General features: G+C 64.7%; 20 protein-coding genes. 7 read left to right on the plus strand and 13 right to left on the minus strand.

Features of this window, described 5'->3' with window-relative positions; all coding sequences use genetic code 11:
- From bamA to PVU19_RS09850, 3 genes are all read right to left on the minus strand, one after another.
- A complete protein-coding gene (gene bamA, locus PVU19_RS09840; protein ID WP_420833224.1) occupies positions 1-2,292 on the minus strand; it encodes an outer membrane protein assembly factor BamA in 2,292 nt (763 codons plus the stop codon).
- Positions 2,293-2,403: 111 nt separating this feature from the next.
- The gene (locus PVU19_RS09845) at positions 2,404-2,529 is read right to left on the minus strand and encodes a hypothetical protein (RefSeq protein ID WP_268784733.1); all 126 of its coding nucleotides are present in this window, start codon (positions 2,527-2,529) and stop codon (positions 2,404-2,406) included.
- A gap of 115 nt (positions 2,530-2,644) precedes the next feature.
- The gene (locus PVU19_RS09850; protein ID WP_050661915.1) at positions 2,645-3,787 is read right to left on the minus strand and encodes a pyridoxal phosphate-dependent aminotransferase; all 1,143 of its coding nucleotides are present in this window, start codon (positions 3,785-3,787) and stop codon (positions 2,645-2,647) included.
- A gap of 61 nt (positions 3,788-3,848) precedes the next feature.
- Between PVU19_RS09850 and PVU19_RS09855 the strand changes: the two genes are divergently transcribed.
- From PVU19_RS09855 to PVU19_RS09865, 3 genes are read left to right on the plus strand one after another with little or no spacing between them, the layout of a single operon-like run.
- On the plus strand, positions 3,849-5,165 hold the full coding sequence (locus PVU19_RS09855) for a M48 family metalloprotease (protein ID WP_050661914.1): 1,317 nt from the start codon (positions 3,849-3,851) through the stop codon (positions 5,163-5,165).
- A gap of 17 nt (positions 5,166-5,182) precedes the next feature.
- On the plus strand, positions 5,183-5,929 hold the full coding sequence (locus tag PVU19_RS09860) for a DsbA family protein (protein ID WP_235575707.1): 747 nt from the start codon (positions 5,183-5,185) through the stop codon (positions 5,927-5,929).
- Positions 5,930-5,934: 5 nt separating this feature from the next.
- Positions 5,935-6,450: a thioredoxin domain-containing protein gene (locus PVU19_RS09865; protein WP_162838253.1), complete on the plus strand. Its 516-nt coding sequence runs from the start codon at positions 5,935-5,937 to the stop codon at positions 6,448-6,450.
- Between the two features lie 46 nt (positions 6,451-6,496).
- On the opposite strand, the gene gndA is transcribed toward PVU19_RS09865, so the two are convergent.
- From gndA to PVU19_RS09885, 4 genes are all read right to left on the minus strand, one after another.
- Positions 6,497-7,897 (minus strand): NADP-dependent phosphogluconate dehydrogenase, encoded by a 1,401-nt coding sequence (gene gndA / locus PVU19_RS09870; protein ID WP_050661912.1) that lies wholly within the window; start codon positions 7,895-7,897, stop codon positions 6,497-6,499.
- 147 nt (positions 7,898-8,044) lie between these two features.
- The gene (argF, locus tag PVU19_RS09875; protein WP_050661938.1) at positions 8,045-8,971 is read right to left on the minus strand and encodes an ornithine carbamoyltransferase; all 927 of its coding nucleotides are present in this window, start codon (positions 8,969-8,971) and stop codon (positions 8,045-8,047) included.
- A gap of 79 nt (positions 8,972-9,050) precedes the next feature.
- Entirely contained in the window at positions 9,051-10,226 is a 1,176-nt protein-coding gene (locus PVU19_RS09880) for an aspartate aminotransferase family protein (RefSeq protein WP_050661911.1), read from the minus strand.
- A gap of 174 nt (positions 10,227-10,400) precedes the next feature.
- Complete coding sequence (locus PVU19_RS09885) at positions 10,401-11,660, minus strand: MFS transporter (protein ID WP_050661910.1); 1,260 nt, start codon at positions 11,658-11,660, stop codon at positions 10,401-10,403.
- 167 nt (positions 11,661-11,827) lie between these two features.
- On the opposite strand from PVU19_RS09885, the gene PVU19_RS09890 reads away from it, so the two are divergent.
- The 4 genes from PVU19_RS09890 to PVU19_RS09905 all read left to right on the plus strand — a co-directional run bounded on the left by PVU19_RS09890 (position 11,828) and on the right by PVU19_RS09905 (position 14,918).
- Entirely contained in the window at positions 11,828-12,718 is an 891-nt protein-coding gene (locus tag PVU19_RS09890) for a DMT family transporter (protein ID WP_050661937.1), read from the plus strand.
- 58 nt (positions 12,719-12,776) lie between these two features.
- Entirely contained in the window at positions 12,777-13,169 is a 393-nt protein-coding gene (locus PVU19_RS09895) for a hypothetical protein (RefSeq protein ID WP_050661909.1), read from the plus strand.
- On the plus strand, positions 13,166-14,116 hold the full coding sequence (locus PVU19_RS09900) for a sterol desaturase family protein (protein ID WP_050661908.1): 951 nt from the start codon (positions 13,166-13,168) through the stop codon (positions 14,114-14,116). Before PVU19_RS09895 ends, PVU19_RS09900 begins: the two co-directional genes overlap by 4 nt.
- A gap of 241 nt (positions 14,117-14,357) precedes the next feature.
- Positions 14,358-14,918: a TetR/AcrR family transcriptional regulator gene (locus PVU19_RS09905; RefSeq protein WP_050661907.1), complete on the plus strand. Its 561-nt coding sequence runs from the start codon at positions 14,358-14,360 to the stop codon at positions 14,916-14,918.
- A 5-nt stretch (positions 14,919-14,923) separates the two neighbouring features.
- Here PVU19_RS09905 and PVU19_RS09910 read toward each other — a convergent pair whose 3' ends face one another.
- The 6 genes from PVU19_RS09910 to PVU19_RS09935 all read right to left on the minus strand — a co-directional run bounded on the left by PVU19_RS09910 (position 14,924) and on the right by PVU19_RS09935 (position 21,979).
- On the minus strand, positions 14,924-15,706 hold the full coding sequence (locus PVU19_RS09910) for a squalene/phytoene synthase family protein (protein ID WP_050661906.1): 783 nt from the start codon (positions 15,704-15,706) through the stop codon (positions 14,924-14,926).
- Complete coding sequence (gene cimA / locus PVU19_RS09915) at positions 15,703-17,319, minus strand: citramalate synthase (protein WP_050661905.1); 1,617 nt, start codon at positions 17,317-17,319, stop codon at positions 15,703-15,705. The genes PVU19_RS09910 and cimA overlap by 4 nt, the downstream gene beginning before the upstream one ends.
- Before the next feature lie 318 nt (positions 17,320-17,637).
- On the minus strand, positions 17,638-19,134 hold the full coding sequence (cysS, locus tag PVU19_RS09920) for a cysteine--tRNA ligase (protein WP_050661904.1): 1,497 nt from the start codon (positions 19,132-19,134) through the stop codon (positions 17,638-17,640).
- Positions 19,135-19,209: 75 nt separating this feature from the next.
- Entirely contained in the window at positions 19,210-19,986 is a 777-nt protein-coding gene (locus tag PVU19_RS09925) for an ABC transporter ATP-binding protein (protein WP_050661903.1), read from the minus strand.
- The gene (locus PVU19_RS09930) at positions 19,983-21,005 is read right to left on the minus strand and encodes a FecCD family ABC transporter permease (protein ID WP_050661902.1); all 1,023 of its coding nucleotides are present in this window, start codon (positions 21,003-21,005) and stop codon (positions 19,983-19,985) included. The genes PVU19_RS09925 and PVU19_RS09930 overlap by 4 nt, the downstream gene beginning before the upstream one ends.
- The gene (locus tag PVU19_RS09935) at positions 20,978-21,979 is read right to left on the minus strand and encodes an iron ABC transporter substrate-binding protein (protein ID WP_235575701.1); all 1,002 of its coding nucleotides are present in this window, start codon (positions 21,977-21,979) and stop codon (positions 20,978-20,980) included. Before PVU19_RS09935 ends, PVU19_RS09930 begins: the two co-directional genes overlap by 28 nt.
- Between the last annotated feature and the right edge of the window lie 4 nt (positions 21,980-21,983).

The raw sequence follows: 21,983 nt of genomic DNA on the forward strand, positions 1-21,983 counted from the left end.
TCAGAATTCCGTTCTGACCGTCAGGTTGAACGTCTGCTCCTCATCCCCCGGCTCGGATTTGAGCGCGTTGGAAAAGTTCATCCGGATCGGGCCAAACGGCGAGGTCCAGAAGATCGAGACCCCGATCACGTGGCGCGGCTCGAACCCGGTGGAATTGACCGGGCCTGTTGCTGCCCCCTGGTTGTCGATCCCCCAGATCGAGCCGATATCGTAGAACGCCCCGCCGGTGATCCCGTATTCATCAGGCAGGCCAAGCGGGAACTCCGCCTCGAACTTGAGGGCCGCAAAGTAATCGCCTCCCAGGTGTTCACCGCCCTCGATCGGACCCATACCATTGGGCTCAAAGCCGCGCATGATTTGATCGTTGAACCGGTTGATGAAACGGCTGTTCTGCCCGTTCGAGAAGCTGATCGCGCCGCCCTCGAGGATCGCGCGCACAGTCACCTCTTCGTTGAAGATTGTGCGCTGCCCGACGATCCGCGCCGTGGTCTTGACGTAGTCGCTGTCTCCGCCGAGCCCGGCGAACTCCTGACCGAAGGACAGCAGCACCCCGGCATCGGGATTGAGACCCGTGCGCCGGGTATCAAAGGAATATTCATAGCCGATGGCACTGGTCCACAGATCGCCCTGATTGACCTCGGCCTGCAAGATGCCAGAGGTGCCGTTATAGTCGGACATGTCCTCGTAACGGGCGTTGTAAAACACGCCAAGACGGCTGTTTTCACCGATCGGGAAGGTCAGGCTGGGCCGGAACGTGCCAATCGCGGTATCGAAAAGCGAGTTGTCGTTTTCGGTTTCTACGAACGCGAAATTGAGACCCAAGGCGACGTCACGGCTCAAGAAAGCCGGTTCAGTGAAGCTCAGGTTGTAATTGACCCGGTCCGCACTGGCCAGAATGTTCGCCGTCAACTCCTGCCCGCGCCCGATGAAGTTGCGTTCGGAGAACCCAAGCTGGATGCCGAGACCCGAGTTGGTCGAGAAGCTGGCACCGATGGAAACGCTGCCGGTCGTGGTTTCCTCCACGTCGGTTTCGATCACCACCTGATCTGGGCGCGACCCCTCGCGAGCATTCACGTCCACATCGCTGAAAAAGCGCAGCGCGCGGATGCGATCAGCGGCCTGCCGGATGGCCCGCGGGTTGAACGGGTCGCCCTCGACCACATCGAACTGCCGCCGGATCACCCGGTCGAGCGTCGTGGTGTTGCCCTCGATGTCTATCCGCTCGACAAAGACGCGCGGACCGCGCTGCAACACGAACTCGATATCCAATGTCAGATCGCGATCATTGCGCGTCACGCGCGGCTCGACCCGCAGGAAATCGACGCCGTTCTTGATCGCCAGACGCTCCATACGCGCGATCGAGTTTTCCACCAGCGACGGTGAATAAACCACGCCGGGACGAATTTTCAGTGTATCGTCATAGGCCTCGGCCTCGACCCCGTTATACTCACTGACGGTGGTGATCTCTCCAAAGCGGAATTGCTGCCCTTCCTGCACGTTGAAGGTCACGAAATAGGCGTCGCGCTCGCGGGCAAGCTCGGCATTCGTGCCGGTCACCCGGAAATCCACATAGCCGCGCGAATTGTAGAAATCGGTCAGCACCTGACGGTCAAAGTTGATCCGGTCCTCGACAAAGGTGTCACGCTCGATCAGGGCCCGCAAAAGACCGGTCTGCTTGCTCTCGATCACGCGACGCAGGCGGCGGTCGGAATAGGCGCGGTTGCCGACAAATCCGATGCGCTGCACCTCGATCTTGCGGCCTTCGAAAATCTCGAACACCAGATCGACACGGTTGTCGCTGCGGCGGATCACCTTGGGAGAGACGCGCGCGGCAATCCGCCCGTTCTGGGCATAGGCCTCGGTGATGATGTTGGCGTCGCGCTCGGCCTGCGTGGGGCTGAACACTTGCCGCGACTGGCTCTGGATGAACCCGGCAAGATCCTCATCCTTGATCTTGTCATTGCCTTCGAAGGCGATGCGGTTGATCGTCGGAAATTCTGTGACCCGGATAACGAGCCGGTTGCCCTGCGGCTCGACCTCGACCTCTTCGAACAGGCCCGATCCGAGGATTCGCTGATAGGCATCGTTAAGCTGCCCGGCGCTGACCGTCTCGCCGCGGGCGATACCGGCAAAGGACAGGATCGTTCCGGCCTCGATCCGCTGATTGCCCTCGATGGCGACCGTGGAGAAGCGGTAGGATTGCGCCTCGGCCGGATCAGGCGCAATCAGTGTCAGCACCATTATCGCCAGTGCTACAAAACCGCCAAAGGCGCGCATCACCGATGTCGGCATCCGCCGACCCGTGTCACAATCATTCATTGGTCAAACCCAGTCAGACATCCCATTGACCGAAGTCACTACCCGGTCTGTCTGGGCTTGTCAAAACGCGAGTGCACGCTTGTCTCAGAGCGTGCCCAAATAGCCCGCCGCAAACAGCGCGAGCGCAAGCGTCGCGACATAAAGCAGAAGATCGGCGTTCATTCCGATCAGCACGCCCAGTCCGCGATATCCATCTTTGATCTGTTGCATGACACGGCCCTCCGCTTTGCTGAGTCGGCAACTGGTATGACAGCATCGATGGGCATTTTCTGGTGCGAAATGTGGCAAAATCTGGGCAATCCTTGCGCCGGGCGGGTACTGCGACTCAGCGCGCGGCCATGAACTGCCGCAGCCGTTCCAGCCCGTCCTCGATATCGGCAGTGGCCCGCGCATAGGAAAACCGCAGCGTGCCCGCCCCGCGCACCGGGTCGAAATCCAGCCCCGGCGTCACCGCCACCCCGGCCCGCTCCAGGATTTCAGCGGCAAAGGCGCGGCTGTCATCGGTCAGATGACTGACATCGGCATAAACATAGAACGCCCCGTCGGGCGGCGCGATGCGGTCGAACCCTGCACGCGGCAGCCCCTCCAGCATCAGCGCGCGATTGGCCCGGTAGACCGCCATGTTCGCCTCCAGCTCCTCATGGCACTCCATCGCCGCAAGCGCCGCCACCTGGCTGGCATGCGGCGGACAGATGAACAGGTTCTGCGCCAGCCGCTCGACCGTGCGCACATGCGACTCGGGCACCACCATCCAGCCGACCCGCCAGCCGGTCATCGAGAAATACTTGGAAAAGGAATTGATCACGTAGCACTTATCGGTGATCTCCAGCGCGCTCACCGCGCGCGCCTCATACTCGATCCCGTGATAAATCTCGTCACTGATGAAACTCGCCCCCGTCGCCTGCACCGCGCCGATCAGCGCCCCAAGCGCCTCCCGGCCCAGCATCGTCCCCGTGGGATTCGCCGGACTCGCCACCAGTAGCCCGCGCAGATCGCGCCCCTCCAGATCGTCCGGCACCGGTTGCAGGCGGTTTTCCGCCGCCGTCTCGATATCCACCGGCACCAGATCGAGCGCGCGCAGGATCTGGCGATAGCTGGGATAGCCCGGCGCGCCGATTCCCACCCGGTCGCCGGTATCGAAAAGCGCCGTAAACGCCAGAATGAACGCCCCGGACGATCCCGGCGTGATCACCACCCGATCAGGGTTCAGATCAACCCCGTACCACTCGTGATAGAGCCGCGCGATCCGCGCCCGCAACTCCGGCAGACCGAGCGCCACGGTATATCCCATCGCCTCACGCTCCATCGCCCGCGCAAGCGCGTCACGCGCGCCCGATGGCGCAGGCGTGCCCGGCTGTCCCACCTCCATGTGAATGATATGCCGTCCCCCGGCTTCGGCGCGGCGCGCGGCCTCCATCACATCCATCACAATGAACGGGGCGACCTTGGACCGGGTTGAGTTCCGCATTACATTCTTCCTAAGCTGAGGGCACAGGCCCTCTCTTCACGTCGAAAGGCAGGTCAGGTCAATGCAGCTCCTCCGATTTCTCGCGATCTCGCTGATCCTGAGCATCACCCTCGCGGTCCCGGCCCGTGCGGTGACCCTGCTGCGCGATCCCGATATCGAACATGCGCTGCGCGCGCTCGGTGCGCCGGTGCTGCGCGCAGCCGGGCTCAACCCCGACCGGGTCGATATCATGGTGATCGACGCGCCCAACATGAACGCCTTCGTGATCGACGCCGACAGCATCTTCATCCATTCCGGCCTGCTGTTGCGTATGGACAGCCCCGCCATGCTGCAATCGGTGATCGCCCACGAGGCCGCGCATATCGCCAATGGCCACCTGATGCGTCGCCCGATCAATGCCCGCAACGCGCGCAATGCCGCCGCCCTCGGCACCGCACTCGCCGCCGTCGCCGGGGCGGCGACCGGCAGTGGCGGATTTGCCGCCGGCGCTGCGGCGGGCATTCAGGGGGCGGCGATGCGCAGCTTCTTCGCCCATACCCGCGCCGAAGAGAACGCCGCCGATTCGAGCGGTATGCGCTTTCTCCACTCCGCCGGGATCGATCTCAACGGTGCGGTGCAGGTGATGGATCTCTTTCGCGGACAGGAATCGCTCGCGGCCTCGCGTCAGGATGCCTATGCGCGCACGCACCCCCTGTCGCGCGACCGCTACCGCCGGGTGCGCGCGCTCGCGGATGCGCAATCCAGAACCGTCGCACCCGACCCCGAGGCGACCTATTGGTTCGCCCGCGCAAAATCCAAGCTCTCGGCCTTTCAGCGCTCACCGAAATGGACCCTCACCCGCGCCGGCGAATATGGCTACGAGGACATCAAGCTGATGCGCCAGGCCATCGCCCATCACCGCAATGCCGACCTGCGCCGTGCGCTCAAAGCGATTGACGGGGCCGTGGCCCGCCGCCCCGACGATCCCTTCCTGCATGAATTGCGCGGGCAGATCCTGATGGAAAGCCGCCAGATCAAGCCCGCCGTCGCCGCCTATGCCCGGGCCACCAATCTCGCGCCGCGCAACGCGCTGATCCTCGGCTCCTACGGGCGCGCGCTGCTGGCCGACGGACAGGTGCAGAAGGCCGCACAATTCCTCGAATCCGCCCGCAGCCGCGATGGTCGCGACTTCCGCGTATTGCGTGACCTCGCACAGGCGCAGGCCCGGCTCGGCAATAACGGCATGGCCTCGGTACTCACCGCAGAGCGTTATGCGATGGCGGGGCGGCTCAAAGATGCTAAAATCCACGCCGAACGCGCCTCCGGCCTGCTTCCCCGTGGCTCTGCCGCATGGCAGCGCGCGCAGGATGTGCTACACGCGGCCAAAGCCGCAGAATAACGGAGTATGACCCAGTGATTCGAAGCCTTGTCACCGCCGCCGCCCTCAGCCTGCCCTTGGCCCTGCCCGCACAGGCCCTCGATCTCGACAACCTGACCGAGGCCGAGCGCGCCACGCTGCACGCCGAAATCCGCGCCTACCTTCTGGAAAACCCCGAAGTGATCATGGAAGCCGTGGCCGTCCTCGAAGAACGTCAGGCCCAGGGCCAGGCCCAGGCTGATGTCGACCTCGTGCGCGCCAATGCCGACGCGATCTTCAACGACGGTCATTCCTGGGTCGGCGGCAACCCCGAGGGCGACATCACCCTTGTCGAGTTCATGGATTACCGCTGCGGCTATTGCCGCCGCGCCGTGGATCAGGTCAACGGCCTGCTCGAAGACGACGGAAATATCCGCTTCATCGTCAAGGAGTTCCCCATTCTGGGCGAAGACTCGGTGCTGGCCTCGCGCTTTGCCATCGCCACCCAGCAGGTCGCCGGCGACGAGGCCTACAAATCCGTGCATGACGCGCTGATGGCCTATAACGGCGCGATGAACGACACCGGCTTCACCCGTCTGGCCGACTCGCTCGGGCTCGACGCCAACGCCATCGTCGCGGCGATGGACAGCGAGGCCGTGACCGAGGTGATCGCCGCCAACCACGCGCTCGGCCAGCGGCTCCAGATCAGCGGCACGCCGTCTTTCGTGATGGGCGACCAGATGCTGCGCGGCTTCCTGCCGCAGGACGCGATGCAGGACATCGCCAACGACATTCGCACGCAATAACTCAAATGCTCCCCCGTCTTTTCGGCGCGGCCCTCCTCGGGGGGCTGCTGCTGCCATATGCTGCGACGGCACAAGACATCGGCGCGCAATCGCGCCCGCCCCTTGGCAGCGCGATCCGCGAGGTGCTGATCGCCACGCCCGAATTGCTGTCGGAAATCACCGGCCTGTCGCGCCCCGCCCCCGACCTCTACGGCGAAGAGGCCGAGCGCGATCGTGCCACCCTCGACCAAGCCGCGCCACAGCTCTTCGACCCGGCCCAACCCGGCTTCGGCCCAACCGATGCCCCGACGCGGCTGGCCTTCTTCACCGCAAAAGATTGCCCCGACTGCACCCGCGCTGAGGACGAGTTGCGCACACTCGCCCAACGGCTGGGATTTCGCGTCGCGGTCTTCGACATCGGCTCCGACGCTGCCCTTGCCCGCAGCCTCGGCCTCGACATGGCGCCTTCTTACGTGCTGCCCGACATGATGCTGCGCGGCGCGATGCCCGCCATCGTGCTCGAACGCTACCTGACCGAGTGACCACTGCCCTTCATCTTGCCAAAAATACTCAGATACCCGGCCCGGTTCAGTCCCACCACGGCCCGTGATGCCGCCCCGCCTGCCCCAGCCTCTCGAATCCGTGATGCCCGAACATGTCGCGCTGCGCCTGGATCATGTTGGCGCTGCCATGGCCCAATCGCATGCTGTCATACCACGCCAGCCCGGCGCTCAGCGCGGGCACCGGATGCCCGCCATGCACCGCGCTGCACACCACCTGCCGCAACGCGGGCACACAGCGCGCAAGGGTCTGCGCCAGACCGGGATCGAGGATCAGCTGACCCTCCGGCAGATCGCCCTCACAGGCGACCGCGATCTCGTCCAGAAGCGCAGAGCGGATGATACACCCCGCTCGCCAGACCCGCGCGATCGTCGCAAAATCGAGCGACCAGTCGTACTCCTCCGACGCCGCCGCCAGCACCCGAAACCCCTGCGCGTGCGCCAGAATGCGCGCCGCCAGAAATGCCTCGGCCAGAACCTCGGGGCTGGCATCGACTGCGCCAACCGCACCGCCAAGAACCGCCTCCGCCGCCTGCCGCGTGTCTTTCTCCGAAGACCAACTGCGCGCGCCCACGGCCGCCTCAATCATGCTCGCCGATTGCCCCATGCGCTGCGCCTCGATCACGCTCCAGCGCCCGGTGCCTTTTTGACCGGCGGCATCCTTGATCACGTCGATCATCGGATGCCCGGTCTCAGGGTCGGCATAGCTCAACAGCTTGGCGGTGATCTCCACCAGGTAAGAGCGCAGCGGCCCGGCATTCCACGCCTCGAACAGCGCGCCGATCTCGGCGGGCGGCAGCGCCAGCCCGTTGCGCATCAGGCTGTAGAGTTCCGCGATCACCTGCATGTCGGCATATTCAATGCCGTTATGCACGGTCTTGACGAAATGCCCGGCCCCGTCGGGGCCAAGATGCGCCACGCAGGGGCTGCCCTCGTGGCGCGCGGCGATGGCGGTGAGGATGGGCGCGATCCGCGCCCAGGCCTCGGCGCTGCCGCCCATCATCATCGACGGACCGTGCCGCGCACCCGCCTCGCCGCCCGAAACCCCGAGACCGACGTAATACAGACGCAATACCGACAGTTTACCGACCCGCCTTCGGGTGTCGTGAAAATCGGCATTGCCGCCGTCGATCACGATATCGCCGGGCTCCAGTAGCGGCGTGATCCGCTCCAGCATCTCGTCCATCGGTGCCCCCGACGGGATCATGAACAGGATGATGCGCGGGGTGGCAAGAGCCGCTATAAACCCTTGTAAATCCTCGAAAGATTGCAGGCACGCCGCCAGATCTCCGGCCTCTGTCATGAAGGGCGCGATCCAGTCAGCCTCGCGGTTGGTCACGGCGACGTCAAACCCGTGCTCCGCCATGTTGAGCGCCAGAGCGCTGCCCATGGTGCCAAGCCCGTAGACCCCAATCTGCGCCTTGCCCATCCGCCCTCCGATACCGCTAACGAAACGAGGTAAGCCTAGGCCGCAAAACGATAAATTGCAAGCACCCGCGCAACCATGGGCTCAGGCCAGAGGGCGACGACAGCACAAGACCAACGTCATCCTCCGGCTCGACCGGAGGATCTCCCGTCACACCCCAAGCGTCCAGCGCATGATCGCCTTTTGCGCATGCAGGCGGTTCTCGGCCTCGTCGAAAATCACCGAGGACGGCCCGTCCATCACCTCGGACGTCACCTCCTCGCCCCGGTGCGCGGGCAGGCAATGCATGAAGAGCGCGTCCGGTTTCGCCTGCGCCATCAGCCTGTCATTGACCTGATAGGGCCGCAGCATGTTGTGGCGGCGCTCCTTAGTGGACTGGCTGTCATGCATGCTGACCCATGTGTCGGTGACAATCAGATCGGCGCCCTCGACCGCCTTGGCGGGGTCGCGTTCGATGGTGATGGTGCTGCCCACCTTGCGCGCAAGGCCAATGAATTCAGGCTCAGGATCAAGCTGCATCGGCCCGGTAAAGGTCAGGTCGAACCCGAACTGCCCGGCGGCATGCAGGAAGGACGCGCAGACATTGTTGCCGTCGCCTGACCAGACCACCTTCTTGCCGGTGATCGGCCCGCGATGTTCCTCATAGGTCAGGATATCGGCCATGATCTGGCAGGGATGGGTGCGGTCGGTCAGCCCGTTGATCACCGGCACGTCGGAATATTCGGCCATTTCCAGCAGCACGGATTCATCAAAAGTGCGGATCATGATCATGTCGACATAGCGCGAGAGCACCCGCGCCGTATCCGCGATCGTCTCGCCATGGCCCAACTGCATGTCAGCCCCCGACAGCACCATGGTCTGACCGCCCATCTGCCGCACGCCCACATCGAACGAGACACGGGTGCGCGTCGAGGGCTTCTCGAAGATCAGCGCCACCATGCGGCCTGCGAGGGGCTGTTCAGAATCGGGCGTGCCGCGCGGATGACCGTTGCGTGCGTCTTTCATCTGGCGCGCCTGATCTATGATCGCCCGCAATTCGGCCAGATCGGTTTTGTGAATGTCGAGGAAATGAGTCATGTCATGTTTCGCTTTTTTCATTGCAGGTCATTTGGGGGCCAGCCCCCAAACCCCCGGAGTATTTCGGCCAAAAAGAAGCTCAGGCGGTTTCCACTGCGATTGCGGCGGCGTCCAGGCGGGTGATCGCTTCGGCGATCTCGTCATCCGTGATGGTCAGAGGTGGCAGCAGGCGGATCACGTTGTCGGCGGCGGGTACTGTGACGACCAGCGCGTCATAGCCTGCCTTGACCACATCCGTGTTGGCGGCTTTGCATTCCAGCCCAAGCATCAGTCCCAGCCCCCGCACGCCGACAAAGACATCCGGATGTGCCGCGACCAACCCCTCCAGACGCTGCCGCATCAGCCCGGCCTTGCGGTTGACCTCACCGAGGAATTCGGGCGTGGCCACATGCTCCATCACCGCGCAACCCACGGCACAGCCCAAAGGATTGCCGCCATAGGTGGAGCCATGCGTGCCAGCCCCCATGCCCGACGCGGCGCGCTCCGTGGCCAGCACCGCGCCGAGGGGAAAACCGCCGCCGATGCCCTTGGCGACCATCATGATATCGGGCGCAACGCCTGCCCATTCATGCGCAAAAAGCCGGCCCGTGCGCCCCACCCCGCATTGCACCTCGTCAAGGATCAGCAGGATGCCTTTCTCATCGCAGAGATCGCGCAGCCCCTTGAGGCATGGATCGGGCAGCGGACGAATGCCGCCCTCGCCCTGCACCGGCTCGATCAGGATGGCGGCGGTATTGTCGTCGATGGCGGCGTGGAACGCCTCGTGGTCGCCCCAGGGCACATGTTTGAACCCCGGCAGAAGCGGCCCGAAGCCCTTGGTCATCTTCTCAGACCCGGCAGCCGCGATGCCCGCAGAGGACCGGCCATGGAACGAGCCGCCAAAGGCGATGATATCGGTCCTCTCCGGTTGGCCTGCATCGTAGAAGAACTTGCGCGCCATCTTGACCGCCAACTCGCAGGATTCGGTGCCGGAATTGGTGAAAAACACCGTATCGGCAAACGTTGCCTCGACCAGCCGGTCGGCCAGCTCCTGCTGCTTGGGGATCTGGTAGAGGTTCGAGGTATGCCACAGCTTGCCCGCCTGCTCGGTCAGCGCCGCCACCAGTGCGGGATGCGCGTGCCCCATGGCATTGACGGCGATCCCTGCGCCCAGATCGAGAAAACGTCGACCATCGGCCTCGATCAGCCAGGCGCCCTCGCCCTTCACGAATGAAAGCGGCGCGCGGTTATAAGTCGGCAGGATCGACGGGATCATGGCAGGTTCCTTGTCAACAAGAGGCCCTTTGAGTGCCGCAAGGGCGGGGCCAAGTCAATCTTTTGGGGGAATTGGCGCGCTCTGCGCCGGGATCACGAGGGGACGGGACGTCAGACGCGGGTGCGTCGGCGTCGGATCGGAGCATATGTCGCGCTGGTAATCATGAGCGGCGTCTTAGCCCGTTTCGCGCGTCAGGGAAAGCGGAATGTCGCATGGCGGGGCGGCCTGCACCGTGACGCGCGCCGCGCCCAGCCTTGGATGCAGGTGCCGCGCCAGATGCCAGCAGGTCAAAAGGCCAACACCGGCCAGCGCGAAAATTCCCGGCAAGGGGGCCACCAGAAGCACCAGCCAGGCCGCCCCCGGCGTCATGATCCCCGAGACATCGCGGAAACTGGCATAGATCGCCGACATCTCCGTGCGCTCAGACGGTTTCACCGCCATCAGGAACGGCAGCCCCGCCGACACATCGAGGAGCACCAAAAACACCGACGCGAGCGCCAGTCCCGCGACCGTCGCCCAGGGCCAGCCGCTCGCCACGGCCCCCAGCACGAAGAGCAGCCCCGACACCGCGAACCCCACCCGCACCGCCCGCCGGATCGAGCGGCGCTGCATCCAGCGCAGCATCAATGGCGTCACGAACAGCATCCCGTTCGAGGCCGAGAGCAGCATGCCGCCCAGATCCTCGCCCAAACCCTGCTGCACCGCGAAGATCGGTAGATAGACCACATAGGCCCACCAGCCACAGGAGCGGATCACCGCGAAAACCCAGCCCGCCACCAGCCGCGGCTGCGCGAAAAATCGCGGCAGCCACGCCAGCGGATTGGGTGCCGGGGCGCGCGCGCGGGTGATCAGCCGCCCATTGCCAAGCCGCATGTAGAGGAAAAGCGCCATCATCGCGCAGGCCGCCACTCCGGCGATCAAAAATGGCAGCGGTCGCCACAGCCCGAGAAGAGCGACGCCCAGCCATGGCCCCACCGTCCAGCCCGCCGCACTGTAGAACATGCGCGAGGTCTCGCAGCGGCCAAGATCGGATTTGGCGATGAAATCGAGCACATAGGCGTTGAAACACACGAACACCATGACCGTCGCCGCCGTCATCAGCGCGAGCGCCGCGATCATGCCGAGCGCGCCACCCTGCGCGCCCATCCCCGCGCCGCCCGCGAACATCGCGCACCCCATCACGTAGATCCAGCGGCGCGGCACATGGCGCGTTGCAAACGGCACCATCAGCCCCGTGGCCAGCGACAGAAATCCGACGAGGAAATACACCTCCGACACCAGCGCCGCATCGCGCAACGCGCGGTACATCTCCAGCGGCATGACCGAAATCAGGATGCCACGCGCCATCGCCTCGGTGCCCGCAAGCAGGGCGAACCCCCGAACCGAGGGGGTGGGCGCGTGGCGGAGCCATTCGGGAATTCGGCGGTCATGCATGTCTTGGATCTTGGATGGTTTTGCGTTTCGCTCGCATGAAACCGGATGGCCTGCACGACCGGGCGCGACATGGCGTCGTTTTCCGGCAATGGCACACGCGAATTTGTTGGTGGGTGGCAGGCTGTTACCGCTTGCAGCCCGATATGCGGCACGGCAAAGCTGCGCGCATGTTCACGCCACGTGCCCCCAATCCCGGCCTTGCCGCCCTGCTCACGCTTCTGGCCGCCGCATTGCTTGCAGGTACGACACTGCTGGCCAAGGCGCTCGGAACGCAGGCGCTCGGCCCCCCGCTGCATGCGCTACAGGTCAGCCACGGGCGGTTTCTCTTTGCCTTTCTGGCCATCGCCACGATGACGGCGCTGATCCGCCCGCGTTTCAACCGTCCCGATCTCGCAACCCATGCCAAGCGCTCCTGCTTCGGCTGGGCCGGGGTCACGCTGATGTTCGCCGCCGCCGCCTTCATCCCGCTGTCGGATGCCACGGCGATCAGCTTTCTCAACCCGGTCTTTGGAATGATGCTCGCTATCCCGCTCCTGGGCGAGAGGGTCGGGCCGATCCGCTGGTGCGCCGCCGCCATCGGCCTTGCCGGGGCCGCGATCCTGATGCGACCGGGCAGCGGCGCGATCGCGCCCGGAGCACTTCTGGCGCTTGGCGCGGCGATGTGCCTCGGGGCCGAGCTTATCTTCATCAAGCGCCTGTCGGGGCGCGAAGGGCCGTGGCAGATCCTGCTGATCAACAACGCCATCGGTCTGAGCATCGCGACCCTTGCCGTGATCTGGGTCTGGGCCGCGCCCACGCCCGCGCAATGGGCCGCATTGGCGGGTATCGGCCTTTTGATGGCCCTTGCCCAAGCCTGCTTCGTCAATGCAATGGCACGGGGCGATGCGAGCTATGTGGCGCCGTTCTTCTACACCGCGCTGGTCTTTGCCGCGCTCTATGACGGGGTGATCTTCGGCGTCTGGCCCGATTGGGTCTCGGTCACCGGGGCGGCGGTCGTGCTCTGCGGGGCCGGTCTTCTGGTCTGGCGCGAAGGGCGCCGCCGCGCGCCGGTGACGTAACGCCACCTTTGACAAATACGTCCTGGGTTCGGCTAAGTTCGCAACGAAGGGAGAGAGCATGCCGCTGAGCATCCTGTTGCCGATGGTCACCTTGGGCATCGCGGGCATCGCGGTGCTGCTGCATCTGCTTGGCCTCTCGCGCCGGGCGACACTGCCGGATGTGGCGGCGGCACGGGCCGCTTGGCTGCGGGAGTTTCCCACCGACGCGCCGATCCATGTCACGCTTTGCGACAACCGGTTCGCCGCCCTGATCGCAACCGAGACCGGGCGCGGCGTGGTCTGGCCGATGGGCGCGGACACCACCGCGCGTTACCTTACCGGCGCGCGGCTTACCGCAACGAGCAGCGGTCTTCGCCTAGACCTGCCTGACTATACCGCGCCATGCATTCACATTGCCCTTGATCCAGATGAGGCCGCCGCGTGGCAAGACACGCTGAAGGAGACCGCATGACCGACATGATCACCTTTCCTGACGTGGTGAACTGGGCGGTGCCGCTCTTCATCGCCGCCATTCTCGCCGAACTCCTGTGGATCGTCATCAAGGGCCGCGGCGGGCGCTACGAGACGCGCGACGCGCTCACCTCGCTCATCATGGGGGCGGGCAACGTGGCCTCCGGCATCCTGCTGGGCTTTGTCGCCTACGGCTTCTTCATGCTGCTGTGGGAGATCACGCCAATTGATCTGGGCACCTCAATCGCCACGATCGCGCTCTGCTTCGTGCTCGACGACCTGCGCTATTACTGGGTGCACCGTTTCGGGCACCGCATCCGCTGGGTCTGGGCGTCGCATGTGAATCACCATTCCTCGCAGCATTACAACCTGACCACGGCGCTGCGACAGACATGGACCGGCACCTTCACCTTCATGATGGTGGTTCGCGCGCCGCTCATCGTGCTGGGGTTTCACCCGGCAATGGTGCTGTTCGTCGGCGGGCTCAACCTCATCTATCAGTTCTGGATTCATACCGAGGCGATCGGGCGCATGCCCCGCTGGTTCGAGGCCGTAATGAACACACCCTCGCACCACCGCGTCCATCACGGGCGCAACCCGCGCTATCTTGATTGCAACTATGCGGGCGTGTTCATCATCTGGGACAAGATGTTTGGAACCTTCGTGCCGGAACTCGACGAGGAAAAACCCGATTACGGCCTCGTCCGCAATCTCGGGACGTTCAATCCGATCCGCGTTGCCCTTCACGAATGGGTCGGCATCTTCAGCGATGCCACGCAGCCGGGGCTGACTTGGCGCGAGCGTCTCAACTATTGCATCATGCCGCCGGGCTGGAGCCATGACGGCAGCCGCGAGACCTCCAGCGCGATCAAGGCCCGCCATGTGCGCGATCACCCCGAGCACGCGAGCACGCCCGGTTTACCGCCTTTGCCGGACCACACGCCCTAGTTGCTTCACACAACGTCCACTATTTTGTTATTTGACCAATCATTCCACACCCGACTAAATTGCTCCAAGCTTTCGCGCCATCACTTACGCCAAGGCCCGGGCCGGTCGGACTGCTCCAGCGGATGATCGCCCGAGAAGTACCCGGCATCTTGTTCAAGGCCCATTACTCAGCCTTGTTCAGGGTGTCGGGGATGGCATAAGCCTTAACCACGCGTCCGTATCCCGCCCTTTCGGAGTGATCATGCCCTGGGAAAAGTCTTATGACGACGCCACCGTGCTGGAGGCTGCCATGACCGCCTTCTGGGCGCATGGCTATCAGGGCACTTCGATGGCCGATCTTGTATCGGCCACCGGCCTCAACCGGCGCAGTCTCTATGCCGGGTTCGGCAACAAGCGCGACCTCTTCCTGCGCGCGCTGCGGCATTACGATGACACCTACCGCACCGGTTTTATTGAGCAGCTACTCCATGAGCGCAACCCAACAGATGCGATCCTCGCGGCATTCGATGTCGCAGCAGAAGGCAATTCGCAGATGCCGGGCGGTTGTCTGATGATCAATTCCGCCATGGAACTCGCCCCACATGACCCCGAAGTCGCGGCAATGGTCGATGCCAGCATGGGCAAGGTCGAGGCGTTCTTCGCCGAATGCCTCGCGCAAAGCGACACCCCGCCAACCGACACAATCGGAACCGCCAAGGTGTTACAGGGATTGCTGATCGGCCTGATGGTCGTGCGTCGCGCCAATAAAGACAGCCCGTCGATTCCGGCCATTCTTGCGCAGGTGCGCAGCCTCGTCGGCTAAGCGCCCTACCAGCGCCCCGACAGCGCCCGCAGCATGAGGCCGAACCTGCTGCGCGCCGGGGCTGGATCAAGCGCGCCTTCGGCGACCGATGCCGGGCGACGCATCGCCGCACGCAGGACCGGCCCCGTCTCCCACAATGGAAAAAGCGCCGGGGCCGCTGCGGATGACACGTCCGCGCGCGCCGTCCGCGCCTTTGCAAGCCGCCGCAGCCCCTCACGCGCCAGCATGCGCACCGCCTCGGGCCGACCGTCCGGCAAAGGTTTGCGTCCCGCCGCCTCCAGTGCCGGGATCGCGCGAAACCAGTTGGCAAGGCCAAGGGCAAAGCCCGCATCGCGCAGCACGTCCTCCTCGGCGGGGCCAAGCGCCCGCGCCGCCGCGCGGATCAGGTTGCCCGATGTCGCCTCGATATAGCGCGTGAAATCGTCCTCATCCTCGAACGGCGCGCGCTCGAGATCCCACCGCCGCGCCTCGATCAGATCACTCAGCAACCCGGCACCTGTCGCATCCAGCACCCGCGCCAACGGCGTCACCACCTCGTGCCGCCGCACCGCGCCGCCCGCGCGGATCTCCTCCAGCGCATCCACCCACCATTGCAGGCGCATTTCGGCGATCATCGGCTCGGACGTGACCCAGGGCGCGCGCGCCACCTCGACATTGAAGGCATAGACCGGAAACAGCACCCCACGCGCCGCCACCGGCGCCGCCATCGCCGCCTGAAACCGCGCCGGATCGGCGCGGCGCAGCAGATCGGCACAGGCGGTCACATCAGCGTCAAACGCAGCGCTCAAACCGCCCCCTCATGCACAAGCTTCCAGTTGATAGCATCGAGCAGCGCCTCAAAGCTGGCATCGACGATATTGGGGCTCACGCCCACCGTCGACCAACGCCGCCCGGCGCTGTCCTGACTGTCGATGATCACCCGCGTCACCGCCTCGGTGCCGCCTTGGGTGATGCGCACCTTGAAATCCACCAGGTGCATATCGGCGATCTGGTCCTGATAGGGCCCGAGATCCTTGGCCAGTGCCCGCGCCAACGCGTTGACCGGCCCCCGGTCACAGCCCTCGGCATCCATCGACTCCGACACCGACAGCTTCTTCTCACCACCGACCTTCACGACGACCACCGCCTCCGACAGGCTCACCATGCGGTCATACTTGTTCTTACGCCGCTCCACCGTGACCTTGTAGCGCTTCACCTCGAAGAACTGCGGCATCTGCCCCAGTTCCTTGCGCGCGAGGATTTCGAAACTCGCCTGCGCGCTGTCATAGGTATAGCCCTGATCCTCGCGCTCCTTGATCACCTCCAGAAGCCGCGCCAGCGCCGGATCGCCCGGCGCCACCTCGATCCCCGCCTCGGCCAGACGACGCCGCAGATTCGACTGTCCAGCCTGATTGGACATCGGGATGATGCGCGCATTGCCCACGGTCTCGGGGTCGATATGCTCGTAGGTCGAGGGATCTTTTAGGATCGCGCTCGCATGCAGCCCCGCCTTGTGGGCAAAGGCCGAGGCCCCGACATAGGCCGCCTGCCGCAGCGGCACGCGGTTGAGGATTTCGTCCAATTGCCGGCTCACCGCCGTCAGGCTCTTTAGCCCCTCGCGGCTCACCCCGATCTCGTAGGCGTCCGCATAGGGCGGTTTCAGCATCAGCGTCGGGATGAGCGTGGTCAGATTGGCATTGCCGCAGCGCTCGCCCAGCCCGTTCAATGTGCCTTGCACCTGCCGCGCGCCCGCATCGACGGCAGCCAGACTGCCCGCCACGGCATTCTCGGTGTCGTCATGGGTGTGGATGCCCAGACGGTCGCCGGGAATACCGGCGGCGATCACCGCGCCCACGATGCGCCCGATCTCGGTGGGCAGGGTGCCGCCATTGGTGTCGCACAGCACGACCCACCGCGCACCGGCCTTGTAGGCCGCGAGCAGACATTCCAGCGCGTACTCGGGATTGGCACAGTAGCCGTCAAAGAAATGCTCGGCATCGAACAACGCCTCGCGCCCCTGCCCTACCAGATGCGCGACGGAGCGGGCGATGTTCTCGATGTTTTCCTCCAGCGTGATGCCAAGTGCCTCGGTGACGTGAAAATCATGGGTCTTGCCGACGAGGCACACCGCCTTGGTCCCGGCATTCATCACCGCCGCGAGAACGTCATCGTTCTCCGCCGACCGCCCGGCGCGCTTGGTCATGCCGAATGCGGTCAGCGTCGCCCGCGTCTGCGGCACCGCGTCGAAAAAGGCGCTGTCCGTGGGGTTCGCGCCGGGCCAGCCACCCTCGATATAATCGACGCCCAGCCGGTCCAGCGCCTCCGCGATCTGGACTTTCTCGGGCGTGGAAAAGCTGACGCCCTGCGTCTGCTGCCCATCCCGCAGGGTGGTGTCGTAAAGGTAGAGGCGTTCCTTACCCATCAGCCAAGCCCTTATTTCTTCTGGCCCCAAATATCCCGGGGAGCGTGAGGGGCCGGCCCCTCACCCCGCCGCGCAACAAGCGCGATGCTGCATGGATGTTTAGCGCGACGCCCAACACATGGCCCCGCGCGGAATCAAGGCGCGCCTCGGCGCGCCGCCGCGCAGCGCCCGACCGCCCCCCGGGCGGGCGCTTCTGCAGCGTCGCAACCCGAACACTCGTCGAAGTAGACTTCACCATAAAGCGCGCGCCACAACCCGAGCAGCGCCCCCCCGCGGTCGGGCCTTGCGCGGCAGACAGGCGGTGTGCGGAACGGCCCATCACTTCAACGCCTCCAGTTTGGCGGGGTCGAAATCGGGACCAACATCCCACTCGGGGCCTTGCGGGGTATCAACCACCACCACTCCAGCTTTTGTCAACGCGTCACGAATTTCATCTGCACGTCCAAAATCCTTTGACTTCTTGGCATCCTGCCGCTCCCAGACAAGAGAGACAATTCGTTCCCGTATAACCTCATCCGAAAGAGTTGGATGAAGCATGACACCGTCTTCGAAATCGCCATACGAAAACAGGTTGATCCCAAGCAAAGCGCATCCAGCCAGGAGCCTTTTGTTTGCCTGCTCGACTTGATCACTCGACAATTTCGCTCGCGAAGAACCCTCCAATGACTTCGCCAAAGAAATCAAATGAGTAATTGCCAAAGACGTATTGAGGTCGTCACACAAAGCATCGACGATGTTCTGATCAACATAAGATCGAATGAAGGCTTCAACATCGCTGTTAAGCTCTGATCGAAGATGATCCTGATGCGCTACTTCTGACGCCCAGATATCCAATCGTCTCTTTGCTAAAACAGCAGACGCCTGACGCCAATCCATGGGTTTGCGATAGTTCGTCAAAAGAAAAACATATCTGATCACAGGGCCTGGAACGCCTTTGTTGCCGGGCATGCCTGTTTCCAGCAAATCCCGCACGGTAAAGAAATTGCCCAGGCTCTTGGACATCTTCTTTCCCTCGACCTGCAACATCTCGTTATGCAGCCAGTAGCGCGCGAACTGCCCCTCCGGATGGGCGCAGCAGCTTTGGGCGATCTCGTTCTCGTGGTGGGGGAACATCAGGTCGTTTCCGCCGCCGTGAATGTCGAAACTCTCGCCCAACAGTTCATAGGCCATTGCCGAACATTCGATATGCCAGCCGGGCCGGCCCCGCCCCCACGGGCTCTCCCACCCCGGCTGCCCCTCATCCGACGGCTTCCACAACACGAAATCCATCGGGTTGCGTTTGTAGGGCGCGACCTCGACGCGGCTGCCCGCGATCATGTCATCGACCGTGCGCCCCGACAGCTTGCCATAGCCCTCACGCCAACTATCCACGGCAAAGAGCACATGACCCTCTGCCTCATAGGCGTGGCCCTTGGCGATCAAATCCTCGATCATCGCCACCATCTGCGGGATATATTGCGTGGCGCGCGGCATGTGGTCGGGCTCCAGCGCGCCCAGTTCCGCCATGTCGTCGAGAAACCACTGCGTCGTCTCCGCCGTGATCTCGCCAATCGCGCGCCCGCTCTCCGCCGCGCGCGCGTTGATCTTGTCATCCACGTCAGTGAAGTTGCGCACGTAGGTCACGTGATCCGGACCGTAGACATGCCGCAACAGCCGGTAGAGCACGTCGAACACCACCACCGGCCGCGCATTGCCCAGATGCGCCCGGTCATAGACCGTCGGCCCACAGACATACATCCGCACATTCTCGGGATCGAGAGGCGCGAACTCCTCCTTCTTGCGGGTGCGGGTGTTGTGCAGCTTGATCGTGGTCATTTTCGCCTCATGCGCCTGTCCTGCGCGGGCTTAGCAACTTCGCGGCCCCTTGAAAACACGCAAAAGCCGCGCCGGTCAGCCGCGCCGCGCGGGCAGACAGACGCGCCGCCCGCTCTCCGTCATCTCCACCGCGACCGGCAGGCCATAGACCCGGCTCAGCGCCGCACCGCTCAGCACCGTCTCGGCCGCGCCGTTGCCGATGATCCTGCCATCGCTCATCAGCACCACGTCGGCCCCGAGCGCGAAGGCCTGATCGGGGTCATGGGTCGACAGGATCACGCCCTGCCCGGCCCCTTGCGCCAGCCCCGCGATCTGCGCCAGCACCTGCGCCTGATTGCCGAAATCGAGGCTCGCGGTCGGCTCGTCCATCACGATCAGCGGGGCGGCCTGCGCCAAGGCCCGCGCGATCAGCACCAACTGCCGCTGCCCGCCCGACAGGCGCGAGTAATCGCGCGCCGCCAGATCGCCGATCCCCAGACGGTCGAGTGCCGCCTGCGCCGCGGTCCTGTCCGCCGCCCCCGGTTGCGCGAAGGCCCCAAGCCGCGCGGTGCGCCCCATCATTACCACTTCCAGCGTCTCGAATGGAAAGGGCGGCGCATGGGCCTGCGGTACATAGGCGATGCGCCGCGCGATCTCGGCTCGCTTGAGCCGCGCGATAGGGTCGCCCCCCAGCAGCACCTCTCCGCCAAGCGGCGGCAACAGCCCCAGAAGCGTGCGGAAAAGCGTGGTCTTGCCACAGCCATTCGGCCCAAGCAGGCACACTACCCGGCCCGGCGCGACCGATAGGGTCAGACTGCTGCCCACCACCTCGCGCCCGTAGCCGATGCTCAGATCGCGCGCCTCCAGCCTCATGACCAGCCGCGCCGTCCGCGCGCCAAAAGCCAGACGAAGAACGGCGCGCCGATCACCGCCGTAAGGATCCCCAAAGGCACCTCGATCGCCGCAATGCTGCGCGCCGCCGTATCCACCACCAGCAGATAGCCCGCCCCGATCAGTACCGAGGTCGGCAACAACCGGCCAAAGCCCGGCCCCACCAGCATCCGCGCGATATGCGGGATGACGAGGCCGACCCAGCCCACGACGCCTGCCAGCGCCGTCACACTCGCGGTGATCAGCGTGGCCGCCGCAATCACCAGAAACCGCGTGCGCCCCGCCTCGACGCCAAGCGCGCGCGCCTCTTCATCGCCCAATGACAGCACGTTGATCCGCCACCGCAACAGCACCAGCGGCACGAGGCCGAGGGCCACGGCGGGCAGCGCAGGCAGGATATCGGCCGAGGTGACCGAGGCGAGCGACCCCAGAAGCCAGAAGGTGATCGCGGGCAATTGGTCATAAGGATCGGCCAGCACCTTCAAGAGTGAGGTCGCCGCCCCGGCCAGTGCCCCGATCACCACCCCCACCAGCACCAGCGTCAGCGTGCGGTCGGTGTTGCGCACCAGCCCTGCGACCAGCGTGACGAACCCCACCGCCGCCATGCCGCCCGCAAAGGCCGCGCCCTGAATGGCCGCCACCGGCAGCGACAGGAAGATGCCCGCCACCGCGCCCAGCCCCGCCCCGGCGGAGACCCCAAGGATATCCGGCGACACGAGGGGATTACGAAAGAGTGCCTGATAACTCGCCCCCGCCGCCGCCAGAGCCGCCCCCACCAAGAGCGCCGCACCGATCCGCGGCAGGCGGATGTTCCACACCACGATTTGCGCCTGCGCCTCGCCTCGCCCGATCAGCGCCGCCAGAACCTCTCCAGGTGTCAGGCCATAGGGGCCGATCATGAGTGCTGCGAAGCACAGGACAACAAGCCCGACCACCAACCCCGTGGTCAGGCTCCACGCCAGCGACGGCGCGCTCACTCGGGCGGTCGTCCCTCGGCCCATTCCAGCAGCCTCTCCAGCGCCGGATCGTCGAGGCGCACGTGATAGTAAAGCTCGTAGAAACCCCGCGTCTCGGCGCGCAGATCGCCCTGCCAGCGATCCGGGTAAAGCAGTCCCGCCATCCAGATCAGCCCCATGATCCGATTGAGCGAAGGCGGCCGGTCGATCCAGCCGAAGGGTGCCGTGGGCGCAAGATGCACGCGCCCCTCCTGCACCGCTTCGATCCCCTGCCAGAGCGGATCGTCGAAGACCGAGGCAAAGAAATTGCGATCCCATGTCACTATGATCTCGGGGTTTGCGACGATCACCTGCTCCATCGAGGCGCGCACAAGCCCGCGGGTCGCGCCCCCGTCATCGGCCACGTTGCGCCCGCCCGCGCGCTCGATGATCTCGGTGTTGATCGAGCCTTTCATGCCGGTCTCGAGTCCCTCGGGCCCCCGCGCGAGGTAGACGCGCGGGCGCTCCGCCTCGGGCACATCGTCAAGGATCGCGTCGATCCGGGCAAAGACCTGCTCGACATGGCTTGCCAGCTGCTCCGCCCGCTCCGGCACGCCGAGGATATCACCCATGAGCCGCAGCGCGGCGGGCGTATTCTCGAACCGTCCGTCGATCAGCACGTAAGGAATGCCGGTCTGCGCCTGCGTTCGGTCGGCCAGATCGACATAAGTGTCGCGCACCGAACCAAAATCGAAGATCAGATCGGGCGCGATCTGCAAAACCCGCTCAAGATTGGCCTCGCCGCCCCGGCCGGTCAGTCGCCCGGTCTCGGGCAGATCACGCCAGGGCTCTGCCAGATAGGGCCGCTCATACTCATGCGGTGCGCGCGGCCAACCGGTCATCGCCTCGGGCTTGAGGATGTAAAGCAGGATCGCGGCGGGCGGGCCGGCGGCAAAGACCCGCTCGACCTGCTCCGGCACCTCGACCACGCGGCCCGCGCTATCGGTCACCTCGCGCGCCGCGACCGGTGCCGCAATCATCAAC

The sequence above is a fragment of the Roseovarius tolerans genome (genome assembly GCF_028885395.1).
In the GTDB taxonomy this organism is placed as follows: Bacteria; Pseudomonadota; Alphaproteobacteria; order Rhodobacterales; family Rhodobacteraceae; genus Roseovarius; species Roseovarius tolerans.